The organism is Parapedobacter sp. SGR-10 (assembly GCF_011030405.1).
In the GTDB taxonomy this organism is placed as follows: domain Bacteria; phylum Bacteroidota; class Bacteroidia; order Sphingobacteriales; family Sphingobacteriaceae; genus Sphingobacterium.
The window spans coordinates 1-18,476 of record NZ_JAAJTJ010000019.1 but is presented as its reverse complement, the minus strand read 5'-3'; the positions used below and the strand labels follow the sequence as shown (position 1 = coordinate 18,476).

Annotated in this window: 14 protein-coding genes and 1 tRNA gene; 11 read left to right on the top strand and 4 right to left on the bottom strand. The window is 44.1% G+C overall.

Features of this window, described 5'->3' with window-relative positions; genetic code table 11:
* Positions 1-33 precede the first annotated feature (33 nt).
* Positions 34-657 (bottom strand): 7-carboxy-7-deazaguanine synthase QueE, encoded by a 624-nt coding sequence (locus G5B00_RS12995; RefSeq protein WP_163876031.1) that lies wholly within the window; start codon positions 655-657, stop codon positions 34-36.
* Positions 658-837: 180 nt separating this feature from the next.
* Here G5B00_RS12995 and G5B00_RS12990 point away from each other — a divergent pair, with 180 nt between their 5' ends.
* Positions 838-4,524, top strand: coding sequence for a gliding motility-associated C-terminal domain-containing protein (locus tag G5B00_RS12990; RefSeq protein ID WP_163876028.1), 3,687 nt, complete (start codon positions 838-840; stop codon positions 4,522-4,524).
* Between the two features lie 19 nt (positions 4,525-4,543).
* On the opposite strand, the gene G5B00_RS12985 is transcribed toward G5B00_RS12990, so the two are convergent.
* Complete coding sequence (locus tag G5B00_RS12985) at positions 4,544-5,488, bottom strand: zinc dependent phospholipase C family protein (RefSeq protein WP_205966850.1); 945 nt, start codon at positions 5,486-5,488, stop codon at positions 4,544-4,546.
* Positions 5,489-5,584: 96 nt separating this feature from the next.
* Here G5B00_RS12985 and G5B00_RS12980 point away from each other — a divergent pair, with 96 nt between their 5' ends.
* The 7 genes from G5B00_RS12980 to G5B00_RS12950 all read left to right on the top strand — a co-directional run bounded on the left by G5B00_RS12980 (position 5,585) and on the right by G5B00_RS12950 (position 12,740).
* On the top strand, positions 5,585-6,571 hold the full coding sequence (locus tag G5B00_RS12980; protein WP_163876025.1) for a glycosyltransferase family protein: 987 nt from the start codon (positions 5,585-5,587) through the stop codon (positions 6,569-6,571).
* Positions 6,571-7,308 (top strand): FKBP-type peptidyl-prolyl cis-trans isomerase, encoded by a 738-nt coding sequence (locus tag G5B00_RS12975; RefSeq protein WP_163876024.1) that lies wholly within the window; start codon positions 6,571-6,573, stop codon positions 7,306-7,308. The genes G5B00_RS12980 and G5B00_RS12975 overlap by 1 nt, the downstream gene beginning before the upstream one ends.
* On the top strand, positions 7,298-8,203 hold the full coding sequence (locus tag G5B00_RS12970; protein ID WP_163876021.1) for an aldo/keto reductase: 906 nt from the start codon (positions 7,298-7,300) through the stop codon (positions 8,201-8,203). The genes G5B00_RS12975 and G5B00_RS12970 overlap by 11 nt, the downstream gene beginning before the upstream one ends.
* Positions 8,204-8,454: 251 nt before the next feature.
* The gene (lepA, locus tag G5B00_RS12965) at positions 8,455-10,245 is read left to right on the top strand and encodes a translation elongation factor 4 (RefSeq protein ID WP_163876018.1); all 1,791 of its coding nucleotides are present in this window, start codon (positions 8,455-8,457) and stop codon (positions 10,243-10,245) included.
* A gap of 56 nt (positions 10,246-10,301) precedes the next feature.
* Positions 10,302-11,186, top strand: coding sequence for a bifunctional 5,10-methylenetetrahydrofolate dehydrogenase/5,10-methenyltetrahydrofolate cyclohydrolase (locus G5B00_RS12960; RefSeq protein ID WP_163876015.1), 885 nt, complete (start codon positions 10,302-10,304; stop codon positions 11,184-11,186).
* Positions 11,187-11,249: 63 nt separating this feature from the next.
* The gene (locus G5B00_RS12955; RefSeq protein WP_163876012.1) at positions 11,250-11,795 is read left to right on the top strand and encodes a hypothetical protein; all 546 of its coding nucleotides are present in this window, start codon (positions 11,250-11,252) and stop codon (positions 11,793-11,795) included.
* Between the two features lie 150 nt (positions 11,796-11,945).
* Positions 11,946-12,740, top strand: a complete 795-nt coding sequence (locus tag G5B00_RS12950) for a patatin-like phospholipase family protein (RefSeq protein WP_163876009.1) — start codon at positions 11,946-11,948, stop codon at positions 12,738-12,740.
* Positions 12,741-12,751: 11 nt separating this feature from the next.
* Here the strand turns inward: G5B00_RS12950 and G5B00_RS12945 are convergent, their stop codons facing one another.
* A complete protein-coding gene (locus tag G5B00_RS12945) occupies positions 12,752-13,579 on the bottom strand; it encodes an alpha/beta fold hydrolase (protein ID WP_163876006.1) in 828 nt (275 codons plus the stop codon).
* 171 nt (positions 13,580-13,750) lie between these two features.
* On the opposite strand from G5B00_RS12945, the gene G5B00_RS12940 reads away from it, so the two are divergent.
* A tRNA-Arg gene (locus G5B00_RS12940) sits at positions 13,751-13,824 on the top strand.
* 1,050 nt (positions 13,825-14,874) lie between these two features.
* Here G5B00_RS12940 and G5B00_RS12935 read toward each other — a convergent pair.
* Entirely contained in the window at positions 14,875-15,663 is a 789-nt protein-coding gene (locus tag G5B00_RS12935) for a Cof-type HAD-IIB family hydrolase (RefSeq protein WP_163876003.1), read from the bottom strand.
* 44 nt (positions 15,664-15,707) lie between these two features.
* On the opposite strand from G5B00_RS12935, the gene G5B00_RS12930 reads away from it, so the two are divergent.
* Both G5B00_RS12930 and G5B00_RS12925 read left to right on the top strand, forming a co-directional pair.
* Positions 15,708-16,889, top strand: a complete 1,182-nt coding sequence (locus tag G5B00_RS12930; protein ID WP_163875999.1) for a class I SAM-dependent methyltransferase — start codon at positions 15,708-15,710, stop codon at positions 16,887-16,889.
* 127 nt (positions 16,890-17,016) lie between these two features.
* Positions 17,017-18,444, top strand: a complete 1,428-nt coding sequence (locus G5B00_RS12925) for an APC family permease (protein WP_163875997.1) — start codon at positions 17,017-17,019, stop codon at positions 18,442-18,444.
* The last annotated feature ends 32 nt before the right edge of the window (positions 18,445-18,476 follow it).

The following is an 18,476-nucleotide window of genomic DNA, read 5'->3' as shown; positions in this document are numbered from 1 at the left end:
TTAAAAATACAGAAGTTTTGGGAGAATAGGAAGTTAGGGTATATTCAGATACTTGTGGGTCTGCAATGAGATTTCCCATTTAGGGTTGTTTTTGACATAGTCTATGATAAGTGGGGTCATCTCGGAGGCTTTGGACCATTCGGGCTGTAGATACAGTTTACAACGGTCGTTGACCAATGCGGCATGCTCCTCTGCCCAGGTAAAATCACTCTTGTTGAAGACGATGACTTTTAATTCTCCGGCAGCTTGCAGGACTTCCTTTCGTGGCGCTTTGAATTTTTTTGGTGAAAGGCAGATCCAATCCCAGTGTCCGCTGAGGGGATAAGCTCCGGATGTTTCCATAAATGTTTTTATTCCTTCGCTTTGCAGACGACTCGTAAGCGTATCCAGATTGTAAATTAAAGGTTCTCCACCCGTCACGACTACAGTCTTTGCAGGATGAACTTTGGCATGCTGGACAATGGTTTCGACAGGGGTAAGGGGATGGAGCTCTGCATTCCAGCTCTCTTTGACATCGCACCAATGGCAACCTACATCGCAACCGCCAAGACGTATGAAATAGGCAGCTTTTCCGGTATGATAACCTTCTCCCTGTATGGTATAGAATTCTTCCATAAGGGGAAGCAAAGAGCCATCTTCGGGAACCTGATTTGACATGTCTTACTATTTTAGTCTGCAAAGGTACGAAATAACCCCGTAGATACAATGATTTATACACGAAAAGCTCTGGAGTTTCGAGGGGAGATGATACGTTCTACCGTAATTCTATTTTTAATTGTATATATTGAAAAATAAGAAAAAATATTATATTTGTTTAGACAATTATGATAGCTAAATATGATATTCCCTGCAAGAATATTTCTCTTTCTGCTCATTGCTTTTGGAGGCACGGTGAGGGCTTATGCGGATGGTTCTAAGGATATGTATCCCTCTGATGTAGAGGGAAACCGGGCTTTTCTTATCTCCAGGACTGCAAGAGCTAGTAATGTTTTATTTAATTCAGCGGCTCACTATGTCTATGTGCGTGAGGGAGAGACGGTTGCGGTAGCATCCAGTGCACAAGGGATCGGGAATGGTCATATCATCTTGAGAGCACCCGATGGTGCGGTTTATACGACCCAAGAAGGGCATATCCCGAATCGTGTATCGGAATTAGGTGGGCCGGGTGTGGGGTACACTCCTTATGTAAGGAAAGTCTTGCCCGGACAAGAGGGAATATGGAAAGTGGAGTTCATGCCTACGCGGAAAGAACAAGGTGAGACTAGGACCACTCAAGATAGCCCTCCGGCAAACCAACGGGCAGATGCCGATTGGATACAACAGGATGTGAGTTTTTTTATCGCCGCATGGGATATATCGGTGCGGAATGAGGCGGAAACGGAGTGGGTCAAAGGAAGAGTATTTACACATGTTCTGAATCTGTATGTGCGGGTAAGTGATTGGAAAAAGAGTGAAGAGGCATTCTATGGCCAAAATTATGTGCTCACGAAAGACGGGTATATTTACCGGGTCGATGGGAATGGGAGCAATGGCATCAATTTCTTTTATTTTGTGAATAGTTCGGGTATTTTGGATGCAGACGGCAATCCCTCTTATAAAAGTTCGAATAAAGGCATAGGCACTGCGCATAGAAATACGGATATAATCTATCATAATCCTAACGAGCCGGATGATGGTGAGCAACACGTCACCCATAAGATGTTTTATACCTTTCCCGATGTGACCATGCCCAGCTCAAGTACGGGTACGGTTCCCGGTGGCAGTACCTGGCTTTATCGGCAAACCCAGATTGCAGAGATTCAGAATATTTCTGTTTCCTGTCCGGAGGGGAACAAGAACTATGTGACGGCGAAAGGTGCTTTTGTGGAGTTTGAAACCAACTATCAAGGACGATACGAAGTGATTATTGCACCGAAATCGGGTGCTCCCTTTTTTCCAAAGAAGCGGCTTATAGCAGACGTGCACGATATCACAGGACCGATACGTATGAAATGGGATGGTTTGGACAGTGCCGGGAATTATCTGCCTGTGGGTAATTACCCCATTTCCATTTCCGTCGCATTGGTGGAAGGGGAGATCCATTTTCCCTATTTCGATATGGAGATCAATCCACAGGGGATACTTATCGAGCGTATGAACCTGGATGATACGCCCAAAGAATATGCGAAGGTACGTTGGGATGATAGTGCGATTACGCCCGGATCGCCGGGAGAAGAAACTAATCCATTGGTTAATCTCGAAGGGATCAGGAGTGATATTAATGGGCATAAGTGGGGGAGTTATCGGGCGAATAGCAGAGCAGCACCGAAGGATACGATCGCAGCGGATCAGGAACTCTATGCCATATATGGGAACAGCTATAATGGGAATTATGGGCAGTTTAGCTTTGGAAACGAACGGGCGATGGATACCTGGTCCTATGCTGCGGATATGCAGGAGGTCAAAGAAGAAAATATTACGGTCGAAATAGCCGATCTCGAGGTTGTCAGCGTGACAGCAGACAAGGATACCATTGAATTGGGGGATGTGGTCAATTATACCGTTGTGGTGAGGAACAATGGCCCTTCCGATGCTGTGGGAGCTAAGTTTGAGTACGATCTGCCGCAGGGATTTTATATTATCGGTGTGAACAGCGATTCAAATTGTGGAAGTTCAATCATCAGCCCTCCGGTGAATTTCAATAAGCTTCGTGCTGTATTGGATTTGCCCAATGGCTGTAGCCTAACCTATCATATCCAGGCTACGACAGGAGTTTCGGTGCCGGGTGAGGTATATGGCTATGTGTTGGCTACGGCGGGCGTTGTGCGTCCTGTGGGCTTTACAGATCCCGATGCCACCTCGTCCGACCCGGATATTGCTGTGCCCGGTACGGCAGCAGAAGAATGTGGCGGTGCATGCAACAATATAAAAGAAGACCGGGAGGTGTTCTTGCTCGAACCTTACGAGGAACGAGGCCAATTGGCACTTTTGAAGACCGTGCGTCATCTGGACAGCAACGGCTCGGGTTTCCAGGAAGAGGGGGAACAGCTAGAGTACACCTTTACTATCCGGAATATAGGCTTTGTACGGGTCAGAAATATCTCTGTCGAGGATAAGATGCTCCTTCCGGGAGTACTGGCCCCACCTGCCATTGCCTTGGAACCTAACGAAGAAACCGAGATCATCTACCGCTATACGATTACCGCGGCTGATGTGGCGCGCAAATATGTCGAGAATACGGCTTTGGTCTTCGGGACGAACCCGCGTGGGTTTGATGTCAAAGATGTATCGGGAACAGGTTTTGACAATGATAGGCCGACCCGCATAGATGTGGATCAGAAGCCTGTTTTTGCGATGGTCAAGAAAGTTGTCAATACAGGTACGGGGGAGAATGGACAGTTTACAATAGGTGATAAGATCGTGTACCAGTTCGATATACAGCATGCGGGAGATATTGCTGTAGAAGAGATTCAGATCAATGATGCGAAGATTTCCAGTGAAAACCACATGGTTGCTCCATCAGTGATTTCCAACCAGACGCAAAGTTACCAACTCGAATACATCATCACAGCAGATGACATCAGCAATGGACAGGTACAGAATACGGCAACATTATGGGGAAAAGATCAAAAATACGGCAATCTGCTCACAGATCTGAGCGGACAGACTTTTGAAGATGATCTTCCTACAGTCACCAGGCTGGCCAGGGCTCCCACCGGAGTGGAAGATGTCTTTGTGACCTATCAGGGTAACAACGGACTGTTTGATGTGCTGGCCAATGATCTCGTCGGATCGAGCAGTTTGGATATGGGTTCGCTCGAGATCGTCTCACAGCCCTCGCTGGGATCGGTGACCGTGCAGGACGGTAAAATCCTATACGTGCCTACGGATAATTTTGTACATGGCGAAGACCGTTTTGTCTATCGGTTTTCGGATCGTAGCCGGTTGAGCAGTCCGGATACCGAAGTAAAAATAACAATTTTGCGGACGATCCCCGTTGCCGTCGAAGATCACTATAAGGTAGGCTACAATTTCCGGGTACAACTCAAGTCTTACGAAAATGACTATGTGGAATATAGCGAACTGTTGAGGGAAAGTATCCGTATCACCTCATATCCCCGATATGGCGATATCTATGATCTGGGTAATGGTATATTCGAGTATAGGCCACATTTGGATTATACCGGCTACGATGTGCTGAAATATACCATTCGGGACAAAAACGGGAATGAGTCAGAGGAAGCTACGATAAATATAGAGGTGCTGGGTTTTTTCTTACCCAATACGATTACCCCTAATGGAGATGGCAAAAACGATACTTTCCGGGTATTGGGCACATATAAGTTCGATCATGTCGAACTGGAGATCATCAATAGATTTGGGCAACGTATATTCTATTCGGCAGATTATAAAAATGACTGGGTCGTCCCGGATAATATTTCTGACGGAACCTATTTCTATACCTTTAAGGGGATGAAAAACAATGAAAAGCCGATCGTACGCAAAGGGTTTTTGTTACTCGTACGCAAGCAGTCAAGGCATTGATCCTTTGTTGTTCGGCCTGCTAATGCCATTCTTCTCTCCCCAGAGGTTTTTGTCCTTCGTAGGGGATAGGCTCTTCTACGGCCATACTTTGAAGAGAAAAATCCGTTAGTCTGGGCTGTCCGGCGTCGATCCATGCCGAATACCAATAAGAGGCAACCTGTAGTATGGAAGCCCTTAGCCGTCTTTCTACCATACCGTCGAGAGCCTCATGGTAGGCATTGGTATACTTGTCCGAATAGCTTAATACGAGCTGATTGTTGCGTGTCAAATACGTTTTGCGCTCCGTCTCCTTGAATTGTACGGAAAGTGATTTTTCGATATTCAAGACAGAATCTACCAGAGCATGGCTTTCTTTGACGATCTTCCAGCCTTGCTCTAATGGATCATGTATATAGATGGCGGGGCCTATAAATAGATCATATTGCGTGATGAACATTTCGGGCAACCGTGTTTCCCAAAAGGCATGTATGCCGACCTGATTGGTCTGCTGCCCGTTGTAATTGCTCGTCGTGTGTAAGGGGACATGAGCATCGGCTATATAGTGTCCTATGTCGGCACTGTGTTTGATAATCAAGCTAATGTCTTTCTTGGTAAAGGCTTGGACTAGACTTTGGTATGACCGCCAAATTTGCCAAGGGACGATTCCGGTCAGCAATAACTTTCTTTCGGTATACTTTTCCTTAGCTTTCGACCAGTGAATAGGGATGGAATCGGCTTCTTGTCCATAGCGATCGAGATCGATGTAATGGCGAGGTGCTTCGGCAGTGTCTACGTAGCATCTTTTATCCGCATCGGTTGCCCGTTCGGTGATGGTCGTGATGTGGGGTTTGTAAAAGGCAGACATCTCTGTCGGTAGTAGAAATACAGCTGTCTCGTTGATCTTCTTGTGCGCATAGAATCCCCATGAAGCACAGAGCAGCAAAATACCGGACAAAAAGAGGGAGAGCTTTATTGTCTTCATCATGCAAGGTTTATTTCAGTAAATATAATTAATTTTTATTTAACATCATCTTTTTCGTACTTACACAAATAATTGCTACTTTCGGAAGCAAATTCTGAGATGAAAATACTCTATGCCATACAGGGAACCGGAAACGGGCATTTATGTCGTGCGATGGACATTATCCCTTGTCTACAACAGCTTGGTGAAGTCGATGTGTTGATCAGTGGGATACAGGCCGATATTGTGTTGCCCTTCGAGATAAAATATCGTTTTCATGGCATGAGTTTTATCTTCGGCAAGTCTGGGGGGGTTGATTTCTGGAAGACCTTCATGAGCTCTACCATCCGTAAATTTATTCAAGAGATCAATAGTGTACCGGTAGAAAAATATGACCTCGTCCTGAATGACTTTGAACCTATCACAGCCTGGGCATGTCATACGAGGGACATTCCTTGTATTGGCCTCAGCCATCAGATAGGTGCCCTACATCCGGATAGTCCCAAACCCGAAGAAAGTGATATGATGGGCAAGTTCATCATGAAGAATTATGCTCCAGTCACAACAGGCTACGGTTTTCATTTTAAATCTTACCACCGTTCTATATTCACGCCTGTAATCCGTCACGAAATTCGTCATATTGAGCCTACCCGTGAAGGGCACTATACCGTATATCTACCTGCTTATGATGATGCACATTTGCTCAAGCATCTGTCCAAGTTTAGGGATGTCAGATGGGAAGTGTTTTCCAAGCATAACACCAGACCTATCACATTGAAGAATATCACGATCAACCCCATTGACAGTGCTGCATTTGTCAAAAGCATGGCGGCATCGGAAGGGGTATTGTGTGGAGCTGGGTTCGAAACTCCCGCAGAAGCCTTATATCTACGTAAAAAGTTATTGGCTATTCCGATGAAAAACCAATATGAACAACATCTGAACGCAGCGGCCTTGCAGGATATGGGTGTGCCGGTCATCAAGAGTCTGAAAAGAAAATACGAGTTCGAAATCGAATTATGGCTGAACGCAAGTGATCGTATCGAAATCGATTATCCTGACAATACATTTAGCATAGTAGAAAATATTGTAAATAACCACAAATAATGAAGCATAGTAAGCTATACCTTTTGGTCACAATGGCCGTTTTTTCTGTCTCGCTATCCCAAGCACAGACGGCGAAGAAAACCGTGAAAAAGACACCATCAAAAACGAATGCAACTACGAACCCCATCCTCTTGAAGAACAGTTCGGATTCATTGTCCTATGCCTTGGGGATGGATATTGCACGGTCGTTGAAATCCAGTGGTTTCGAGGTCGACCTGAATACACTTTCCAAAGGATTGGAAGCCGTTTATCAAGGCCAGCAGCCATTGCTTGTAGAAGAAGATGTTGCGACAATCATCCAAAACAGCTTCCAAGCAGCTATGGAAAAGCGGAATGCCGAACTTAAGAAACCGGGAGAAGAATTTTTAGCTGCACTAAAATCCAATCCTGCCGTGAAATCTACCCCTGAGGGCGTGCTGTACGAAGTATTGGTACAAGGTGAAGGCAGTCAGCCACAGCCTACAGATGAGGTCAAAGTACATTATGCGGGCTATCTGATCGATGGCGAAAAATTTGATAGCTCTTACGACCGTGACGAGCCTATCAACTTGAGGCTCGATCAAGTGATCGAAGGCTGGAAAGTCGCTGTTCCATTGATGAAAGTAGGCTCGAAATACAAATTGTATATTCCGTATCATCTTGCCTACGGCGAAAGGGAAACGGGAAGTATACCGGCTTTCAGTACACTGATCTTTGAAATAGAACTGCTGGATATCATAAAATCCGATGCGGTATAACAAAGTAGGGAATTCGGAACTCTCGGTGTCGGAAATAGGCTTGGGCTGTATGTCTTTGCCCGAAGATGATCCGTCCTCTGCTACCCGGATTATTAGTGGGGCACTGGAATTGGGTATTAATTATTTTGATACGGCAGACCTGTATGGTCGTGGTGCCAACGAATCTTTGATCGGTAAAGCCTTAAGAGGTGTCCGTAAAAAAATTGTTCTTGCGACAAAAGTAGGCAACCAATGGGAAGAGGGCAAAGAAGGTTGGACGTGGAATCCCTCCAAGGCGCATATCCTACGGTCGGTAGAGGATTCATTGCAGAGACTGCAAACAGATTATATCGACCTGTACCAATTGCACGGCGGTACCTGTGAGGACAATTTTGAAGAAGTCATGGAAACCTTTGAGCTGTTGGTGCAACAGGGCAAGATCCGTTGTTACGGTATATCGTCTATTCGGCCCAATGTGTTCACGGCATACCTACAGCAATCCGGTATAGTATCCGATATGATGCAGTATAGTCTCTTGGATACCCGACCCGAAGAATTTTTTGATGAGTTTGAAAAGCATAGCGTAAGTATTGTCGCCAGAGGAGCAATGGCTCAAGGTCTGCTATTGGACAAGGTCGTTGATAAATCTTATTTAGATCACAACATTGAGGAAGTACAGGTGGTCAAGGGTTTGGTAACTCATCTTGGTGATAAGTATGGGGTTGGCAAACAGGCGATTGCTTTAAAATATTGTTTGGAAAAACCTGTTGTGTGCAGTGCGCTTGTCGGGATAAGGACTTTTGACCAATTGGCTCAATTGCAGCAAAGCTATACCGATTATCTTAAGATAGCCGACAAAGATATGCATGCTGATTTTTCTACATTGCGTAAGATACGGTATAGGGAGCATCGGTGATTTATTTTTTTATTATTCTTGGTGTACAGCGTTGTATTTTACTAAACCTCTAAGGTTTTCAAACCTTAGAGGTTTTATTCTAATCTTTGCTGAAAAATCTTCGGGTAAAATACAGTATATTTCCGCTGTAAAGTTGATGTTCAAAGGCAGAGGAGAGATCAATAAATATCCTTTATATGCAACTGAATTATATTGCATATAAAGGATAATTTATCTAAGTTTGCCGTTTAAAATAGTGGCAACACCCCTGTATGAAGCATATACGCAATTTTTGTATCATCGCGCACATCGACCATGGTAAAAGTACCCTGGCCGACCGATTATTGGAATATACAAACACCATTTCCAAACGTGAGGCACAGGCCCAGCTTTTGGATAATATGGATCTGGAACGTGAGCGTGGTATCACGATCAAGAGCCATGCCATCCAGATGGAGTTTATGAAAGATGGACAACAGTATATTCTGAACCTAATTGATACCCCGGGGCACGTCGATTTTTCTTATGAAGTATCTCGTTCAATTGCAGCATGTGAAGGAGCATTATTGATCGTAGATGCTTCACAAGGCATACAGGCACAAACTATTTCGAATCTGTATCTGGCGTTGGAGCATGATTTGGAAATTATCCCTATCCTCAACAAAATGGACCTGCCGGGAGCTATGCCCGAGGAGGTCAAAGATCAGATCATCGAACTGATCGGCGGTAAGCGTGAAGAGATTATACCCGCCTCCGGCAAGACCGGAATGGGAATTCCAGATATATTGGATGCTATTGTAGAGCGTATCCCTGCACCTGTTGGGGATCCGGATGCACCCTTGCAAGCCCTGATATTTGACTCTGTATTCAATTCTTTCCGGGGGATTATGGCTTACTTTAAAGTAGAAAACGGTGAAATTCGAAAAGGCGATCGCGTAAAGTTCGTTGCTACGGGCAAAGAGTATTTTGCAGACGAAGTGGGGACTTTAAAGTTGAACCAAGTACCCAAGGACGTCATCAAAACCGGGGATGTAGGCTATATCATTTCGGGAATTAAAGAAGCAAGGGAAGTCAAGGTAGGGGACACGATTACCCACAAAGACAGGCCATGTACAGAAGCTATACAGGGATTTGAAGAGGTAAAGCCTATGGTATTTGCGGGTATCTATCCGGTAGATACAGAAGATTTTGAGGAATTGCGGGAGTCTATGCATCGTTTGCAATTGAACGACGCTTCACTCGTTTTTGAACCCGAATCTTCGGCGGCGTTAGGCTTTGGTTTCCGTTGTGGCTTCCTCGGTATGCTACACATGGAAATCATACAGGAGCGGTTGGAACGTGAGTTTGACATGACGGTCATTACGACGGTGCCGAACGTATCCTACCGTGCTTTCCTCACGAAAAACCAAGAAGAAGTCATTGTGCACAATCCTTCGGACCTGCCGGATCCGAGTAAACTGGATTCTATTGAAGAGCCGTATATCAAGGCCAATATCATTACCAAAGCCGAGTTTGTCGGGCCGGTCATGTCGTTGTGTATACAGAAGCGCGGAACAATTATCAATCAGTCTTATTTGACTTCGGATCGTGTGGAACTGGTCTTTGAAATGCCGATGGGCGAGATTGTATTTGATTTTTACGACAAGTTAAAGACCATTTCCAAGGGATATGCGTCCTTTGACTACCATCAGATCGGTTACCGTACCTCGGATCTGGTCAAGTTGGATATCCGCTTGAACGATGAACCTGTCGATGCCCTGTCCTCTTTGATTCATCGTAGCAATGCCTATGACTTTGGCAAAAAGATCTGTGAGAAATTAAAGGAACTGCTGCCACGTCAGCAATTTGAGATCCGTATCCAAGCATCGATAGGTGCCAAGATCATCGCACGTGAGACAATTTCGGCGCTCCGCAAGGATGTGACGGCCAAATGTTACGGCGGGGATATTTCGCGTAAGCGTAAGCTATTGGAAAAACAGAAGAAAGGTAAAAAACGTATGCGCCAGGTCGGTAATGTGGAAATCCCGCAATCGGCGTTTATGGCGGTGCTGAAGCTAGATTAGAGAATGTTATGTAGGGGCGAAAGATTTTTCGCCCTTACCCTCAATACATAAATGCTATGAATATATTAGACGGAAAAGAAGTCTCTGCAAAGATCAAAGAAGATATTAAAAGGGAGGCTGCCGAATTTACAGCTTCTGCGGGACGAAAACCACATTTGGTGGCTATTCTGGTAGGTAATGACGGAGGAAGCGAAACATATGTCGCCAGCAAAATGCGCAATTGTGAATTGGTAGGATTCGATTCGACCAATATTCGTTATGACGAGAGCATTACGGAAGATGAATTGATTGCCAAGATACACGAAATAAACAAAGACGGAAGCATTGACGGTTTGATTGTACAATTACCTTTACCTAGACATATCGACACTGAGAAAATTACGGAAGCCATTGATTATCGAAAAGATGTAGATGGTTTTCATCCGATCAATCTGGGAAGGATGCAACGCAATTTGCCTTGCTTCATTCCAGCTACGCCGTACGGTATCCTGTTGATGCTGGAGCACTATGGCATCGATACGACCGGTAAGCATGCGGTTGTGGTCGGCCGTAGTAATATTGTGGGGTCGCCAATGAGCATTTTATTGGCCCGCAATACCAATCCGGGCAACTGTACCGTTACCTTGACCCATAGCCGTACCAGAGATCTGAAAGCCGAAGTGCTGCGTGGAGATATCGTAGTCGCAGCGATCGGCAGGAAGAATTTTGTCACGGCCGATATGGTCAAAGAAGGCGCTATCGTCATTGATGTGGGCATCAACCGTGAAACGTCCACCGAGACGAAGTCTGGTTACAAACTCTATGGAGACGTGGATTTTGAAGAAGTATCCAAAAAAGCGTCTTGGATCACGCCCGTACCAGGTGGGGTAGGCCTGATGACCATTGTCGGTCTGCTAAAAAATACATTGGAAGCCGCCAAAGGCACAATATATAGCGCTTAGTTTACGTTATTGCTTTGGCATAGATATTGTAACTATGTTTTGACAATAAAAAAACCATACAACATGAAAAAAATTGCATTATTAGGTGTTGCGGTAGGCGCATTGGCTTTTGCTTCCTGCAACAACACAACCACGAAGAACGAAAATGGTACAGAGGATACGCTGACTACGGTTGGCGAACATTTGGATCATGCTGTCGATCATGTAGATGAAGCTTCCCAAAAGCTGTTGGCACAAGCTGAGGCAGACTACAACAAAGCTAAAGAAGATTTAGATGCCGCTATTGCCAGTGGTGACAAGAAAGCAGAGGAGGCGGCACGTACAGCTTTGGAAAGAGCCGAAGCAGCTTGGAACAATACAAAAGAAGCTGTGAAAAATGCAGGTACCAAGGTAGCTGAAGGTGTAGATCAGGGTATGGAAGCTACGAAAGAAGCTGCCAATTCGACCGTAGAGGGAGCCAAAGAAGCCGCAAAAAATGCCGGAGAAGCTATTGAAAATACAGCTGAAAAAGCAGGTGCTGCAACAGAAAAAGCGGTAGAGGACGCCAAAGAAGCAGGCAAAAAAGCTGAAGATAAACTCAACAATGCGAAAGAAGCTTTGAAAAAATAAGCGTATTTTTAGTATACTGGTTTAAGAGCGTTTGTATTTATACAAGCGCTCTTGTTTTTTTAGTGGCAATTGAAATTTAATATAAATTTAGTAAAAAGGAATAAGCCGATAGGGTAGATACGTGTATCTTTACACCGTATATTTTTTTCTATGAAGTCAAATAAGCTTTCTTTGGTTTTGGGCAGTGGAGGTGCAAGAGGAATTGCCCATATAGGTGTTATCCGCTTTTTGATAGAGTGTGGCTATGAAATCGATGAGGTCGTAGGTTGTTCGATAGGTTCTTTAGTTGGAGGAGCATTTGCAAAAGGCAAGATATTCGAACTAGAGGAGTGGATGAGTAGACTGACCAAGAGAGAGGTTTTCAGATTAATGGATTTTTCTGACCCCAGATTTGGTTTCTTAAAAGGTGAGCGGGTGTTCAATACGTTGCAGGATGTCTTTGAAGATGAGATGATTGAGAATTTGGGTGTCAGTTATACAGCAGTAGCTACGGATCTAGCACACGACAAAGAGATCGTTTTTAGGCAGGGAAGTTTGTATAAGGCTATTCGTGCTTCCATAGCTATACCGGCTGTCTTCAAAGGTGTAGATACGGAAGATAGTTTTTTGGTCGATGGAGGAGTACTCAATCCTTTACCCGTCAATCATGTTCAGCATAGAGACAATATTGTTGTCGCCGTCAATTTGGATGGGTACCCGGAGATGCAGGCTGCTCGGCCCTATAGCAGGATGAATGCTATAGGAATCTTACAAGAGTCCTATCTGATGATGCGAAGAAGGTTGGCAACGCTTACAGTAAATTTGTATAGACCGGATTATATTATTGATATCCCACACAATATTGCTAATATATGGGACTTTGACCGTTCGACAGATCTAATAGAAAGAGGTTACACTATTGCAAAATCAAATTTTTCGGAATTGGTGTTGACCAAATCGGTTTAAAATCTAATTTTTTAAGTTATCTTTAATAAAAAACTATTCATCAGCTTATTGAAGGCCTCGGGGTTCTCCAGGTTGGGCAAATGCCCACATTCTTCTATTTCTATATAATCCGATTGTGGAATCGTCTGGTGCAATTCTTGCATGTATTCCTTGGCAGTAATCTTATCTTCCGCTCCTCGGATCAGCAAAGCAGGCACTTGGATGGTTGGGAGTATATGGGCGCTGTCTGTTCGTGAAGCCAAGGCGAGTAAGGTCGCACAGATACCGTGAATACTGTTCCTACGGATACTGCTTTTTATGAATTCGACTGTGTCCGGAAGTTCTTCTAGGGATTTTTGGGAGAAGAGGTTGCTCATGAACCCTATGGCAAATGGTCTCCTTCCATGTCTCAATATGGCCTGTATGCTGTCAAACCTTTTTTGTTTGGCTATGTTGTTATCGGCTTTGTGATGTGTGTCGCACAAAATCAATCCGGCAATCTTTTCGGGAAATAGTTCATACGCTCTCAAAGCGATATATCCACCCATGGATACACCGCACAAAATGACCCGATCCAATTGGAGTTTTTCGATAAAAACCTTCAGATCCTTAGCAAATACGTCTATACTCAAGAATCCGTGTCCCATTGTACTTAACCCATGCCCCCTTACATCTATCGCAATACCCTTGATATCATCGGCAAGTGCCTCCAATTGGGGACGCCAGGAGTTTTTGTTGAAAGGAAAGCCATGGATAAAAAGAATGGTTTTGTGATCTGTTTCGTTTGTTGCTTCTTTGATGTAATAGGAGATACTGATATCTCCGATGCGTATCTTGCTGGTCTTTACGGTTCTTTCCATGTGTACGTATAAATTTAAAACAGGCACTAAGTATATTGATATGAACAATATACGAATTAATTTGTTCGTGGAGCGAGCAAAATGCACGAAATTATTTGAAAAACGAAAAAATGTATAGATATTTGTGGCACAAAAACGGTCTGTATGAAGTCCGCTTTTCTTTGAAATATTGCACTCCTAGCTCAATTGGATAGAGCATCTGACTACGGATCAGAAGGTTAGGGGTTCGACTCCCTTGGAGTGCACTATTTTTTCTTGTCTACTTCATCTTTTTTATTTTAATACGATTCATACTTACCATGGCAGTAGAGGGCTGGGAGAGGGGAAGCACATGCGATATTAGCGTGTCTAAAAAGTGGTAAAAGCCTAGTAATTTTGTTATCCCGACTTTGGAGGGATCTATAAACTATGCAGATATTCAAGTCTTTAGATTCAATGTTGCATCAGCCCCACAGCCACCAACACGTCCCTGATGCCTGCTACGCAGTCAGCAAGCCTCAGAATGACAGTATTAAACGGTTTTTCAGACCTTTTTAGACACTCTCGTATACCTGCAATTAGCCAGTAGTTGCCGGCGTAGGGTATAATGAAAATATGTCGAGAAGGTTGGAAGATTTTGGGGTATATGGTATAGATATGAGGAGTATGCGTAAGCTTGGGTATAGAATCAATTTAAGTAAGTAGCTGGTGGACGGTTAGTCCTCCACTACCAGTTTGTCATCCCCATCGTACAGCCATTCGGCTAACTCCAGGATGAGATCCAAATTTAAAATTTCTAAATCTTTGATCATTTTATTTTAATTTTTGTTTGTATCAAAGATAAGGCTCATTCGTGAGGAGTATATGAATTATATGTTAATTTTCCGTTAAGCTGATAGAGGGGGCTGCGTTTTTTTGTCCCGCAGATTCGCTGGTGCACGCCTGTGACGTGTGCCTCGTCTATATAAAAATTAGGGCAACCGCATCAAAACACAAAACCTTAACAAAGTGGGATGTACAATGGAAGCGATCGTATGATATAGGTCATATTACAGCCATGGAAAATGCCGTAGGCATGCCCTTTCGGTAAAAAAGCTGTCATCTCTATATCAAATCCCATAGGGATGACCTTACGGTATGGTCGCTTTCCGATAATCGGAACAGGCTCTATGGAGCTTGGGTGTGGGTTTGCTTGCGGTTACCCTAAGGTTCGCCCCTCTGGGGCTTATTTTTGATGCGGTTGCCCTGTATAAAAATCGAGTTAAAGGCACCAAGATTTTTTTCTTTGTACCTTGGTGCTTTTGTGGCTCATAGATTTAGAGCACCTTAAAATGTTTCAACGCATTCCATATCCCATCGTTGTCCACATCGTCCGTAATGAAGTCGGCAATTTGCTTGACTTCGGGATTGGCATTGCCCATGGCAATACCCGTCCGTACGTGTTTCAACATGGTAATATCATTTCCACCATCGCCAAAAGCCATCGTTTCGGCTATGTTTATACCGAACTGCTCGCAAAAAACATCAATACCAACCTTTTTACTTTGCCCTTTGGGATTGACATCGGCAAATAATGGTGTCCATCGTGAAGCAACAGAATTAGGCATGATATTCTTCATAAACTCCTCCTCGTCATCTGGTCCGAGGAAGATATTGGTCTGTAGGATGCTGCTCGTGTCCACATTGTTGATGTCCACCAGTTTGGGAACAGGAAGGTTGAGGTGAGCATACATTCCGGCGATCTCGGGGGTCACATCATGTATGGTGATTTCTTTTTCGGACATAAACGAAAAACTCAAAGGCTGTTGACAAGCATAATTCAATACGGATTGTATATCTCCGGGATCCAACGTCTTACGGAGCAAAATATGTCCTTCTTGTGTGACACAATACCCACCATTGAACGTGATGTAACCATCAAAATTCAAGTACCTGACATGGTCAATACTGTTGATCGAACGGCCTGTGGACAGGATCGTCTTGATACCTTTGGCTTGTAGTTGTGCAATAGCTTCTTCTGTGGAGGCAGACACTTCGTGTGTCTTGAAACTGAGTAGTGTACCGTCTATATCGAAAAATACGGCTTTAATATTCGGATTGTGCATATTGAGACAAATTTACGAATATATTTTATTCTTATCTTTGCCCTATGGCGACAAATCAGCAGTTTTTGGATCGGGTAAGGCAAAGTCTGGATAATGATGGTTTTATCAAATTATCTCTGGGCAATTATAGGGGAAGCGAAGCGGAACTGAAAAACATCTATATAAAACCTGTTATGATCAAGCGAGCGTTGAAATTGTCTTTCGTTTATCGCTATCAACGTCGGGACATTACCAAAAACCATACTGTGGAGGAAGGCCTGAATTTATTGACAGAATTGCTGCGTGAAGATAATTTTGGTGCCGGGACACTCTTTACCGAGAAGGAAAACCTCAGCTGCCAAATGCAAAAAAACGGCAAATGGATACTTCGGTCCGATGCTCCCACAGCAAAAAAATCCCATTCGCTAACCCACGACCATCAAAAAGAACGGAAGATCGGTGCGGAGAATAAACGTTATCTACAAGAACTTCGATTGACGGATGCGGATGGGAAAGTGTACAAAAACGCGCAGGACAAATGGAAGCAGATCAACCATTATATCGAAATACTAAGCAAGGTTCTGGAGGAATTGCCTCAAAAGGAAGAATTGCACATTGTCGATATGGGTGCAGGAAAGGGCTACCTGACCTTTGCATTGTACGACTTTCTCAACAATGAATTGAAAAAGGAAGCTAGGATAGAAGGGATCGAATACCGGCAGGATCTGGTCGATCTGTGTAATGATGTTGCGGTCAGATCACAAATGGATAAGTTGGTCTTTCGGCAGGGCACAATTGAAGATTATGTGCCGACTTCCTCCTTGGATGTGCTGATTGCTTTGCATGCCTGCGACACGGCTACAGACGATGCTATTTTTAAGGGGATCGCAAACGAGGCCAGCATGATTGTTGTCGCTCCTTGCTGCCATAAGCAGATTCGGAAAGAAATCAAAAAAAACAGACCGAAAAATGATCTCGATTTCATGACAAAGCACGGGATTTTCTTGGAACGGCATGCCGAGATGTTGACCGATGGTGTGCGCGCTTTGTTGCTCGAATATCACGGCTATCAGACAAAGGTCGTACAGTTTGTCTCAGATATGCATACCCCAAAGAATGCGATGATCATCGCAACCAAAAAATCAGTTTCTTCCACCAAACAGGCTGAAATCAGTGAAAAATTACAGTCTTTGAAAGCTTATTTTGGGATTGGCTACCATCATTTGGAAAGGTTGTTTGGCTTATAGCTCTTTTTTAACTTTTCCAAAGTTGCGAATTTTGAAAAAATCGTGTAATACATTGTTAATTAGCATCTTCAAAAACAATTTCTTCTTTTTTTGTCTTTTTACATAGAACCGTTCAAAAATCGTGTCTATGGAGAAATCGAAAAATCTAGCCGATACTGTAATTTACGATAGGAAAAATAGTACAGACAGCCTTGCGTATGTTGAATCAGCAAAAAAAGTAGATACACCGAAGCAGGTGTTGAGTGTAACCGACGCCATCGTCGTCATTGTGGGCATCGTGGTCGGTGCGGGCATATTCCGGACACCTTCTATCGTGGCATCCAATACAGGTAGTTGGGAGTTGTTTCTTACGGTATGGTTTGTGGGAGGCATCGTATCGTTGATCGGAGCGATGTGCTACGCAGAGTTGGCCACTACATTTCCCAATACTGGCGGAGACTACCACTTTTTACACCGTGCATTTGGGCGACGTTTTGCATTTCTTTTTGCGTGGGCACGAATGAGCATTATCCAGACAGGCTCTATTGCTTTGTTGGCTTTTATTGTGGGAGACTATATGAGCGAACTTCGCTCTATTGGGCCTTATTCTTCTTCAATTTATGCAGGGGGCGTGGTGGTGACTCTTACTGTAGTCAATATTATTGGTGTACGTGTCGGTACAGCTACCCAAAAATTTCTTGTTGCACTACAATTTGTCGGTTTGCTGATCCTAATCCTTACAGGGGTATTGATGGCTTCTCCTGAGACGTCGGCAGAGGTTATTCCTGTCCAAGAAGCAGATGGTACTTCTCCGGCCATTGGAGTGGCTTTGATCATGGTGCTGCTCACCTTCGGCGGATGGAATGAGGCGGGGTATATCTCGGCCGAAATGCGGGGTGGAAGCAAAAAGATGGCTCGTGTAATGATCATCAGCATCCTCTTGATCACGGGGATATATCTTCTGATTAATTTGGCTTATCTATATGTGCTGGGGATAGACGGGATGGCCCAATCTGAGGCTGTTGCCGTGGATGTCATGCGTGTTGCGATGGGCGACCGGGGAGCGGTTTTTATAGGTTTGTTGGTTATTTTGGCGGCCTTGACATCGACGAATGCGACGATATTTACCGGAGCGCGAACCAACCATGCGTTGGGAAGGGACTTTCCAGCTTTCTCTTTTATGGGGAGATGGACGGCAGCTACATCTACTCCGGTGAATGCACTTTTGGTGCAGGGTGTGGTAGCGACGGCGTTAATCATCGTAGGGTCTTTTGCTCGGAGTGGCTTTCAGTCTATGGTGGATTTTACTGCACCTATATTTTGGTTTTTTATCTTTTGTACGGGATTGGCTCTCTTTGTGTTGCGTTATAAAGAGCCTCGTGTACATCGACCTTTTAAGGTGCCGCTTTATCCCATATTGCCTCTTATATTCTGTATCAGTTCGGTCTATCTGCTCTATTCGAGCTTGTTGTTTGCAGGTCGCGGAACATGGTTGGCTATAGGTATATTGCTGTTGGGGACGGTTTTCTTTCTGTTCGAAAAAAAGCTTTCCCGACCCGAACAAAATTTAAAATAGTGTGTTTTTTATAATACACATATACTATTTGA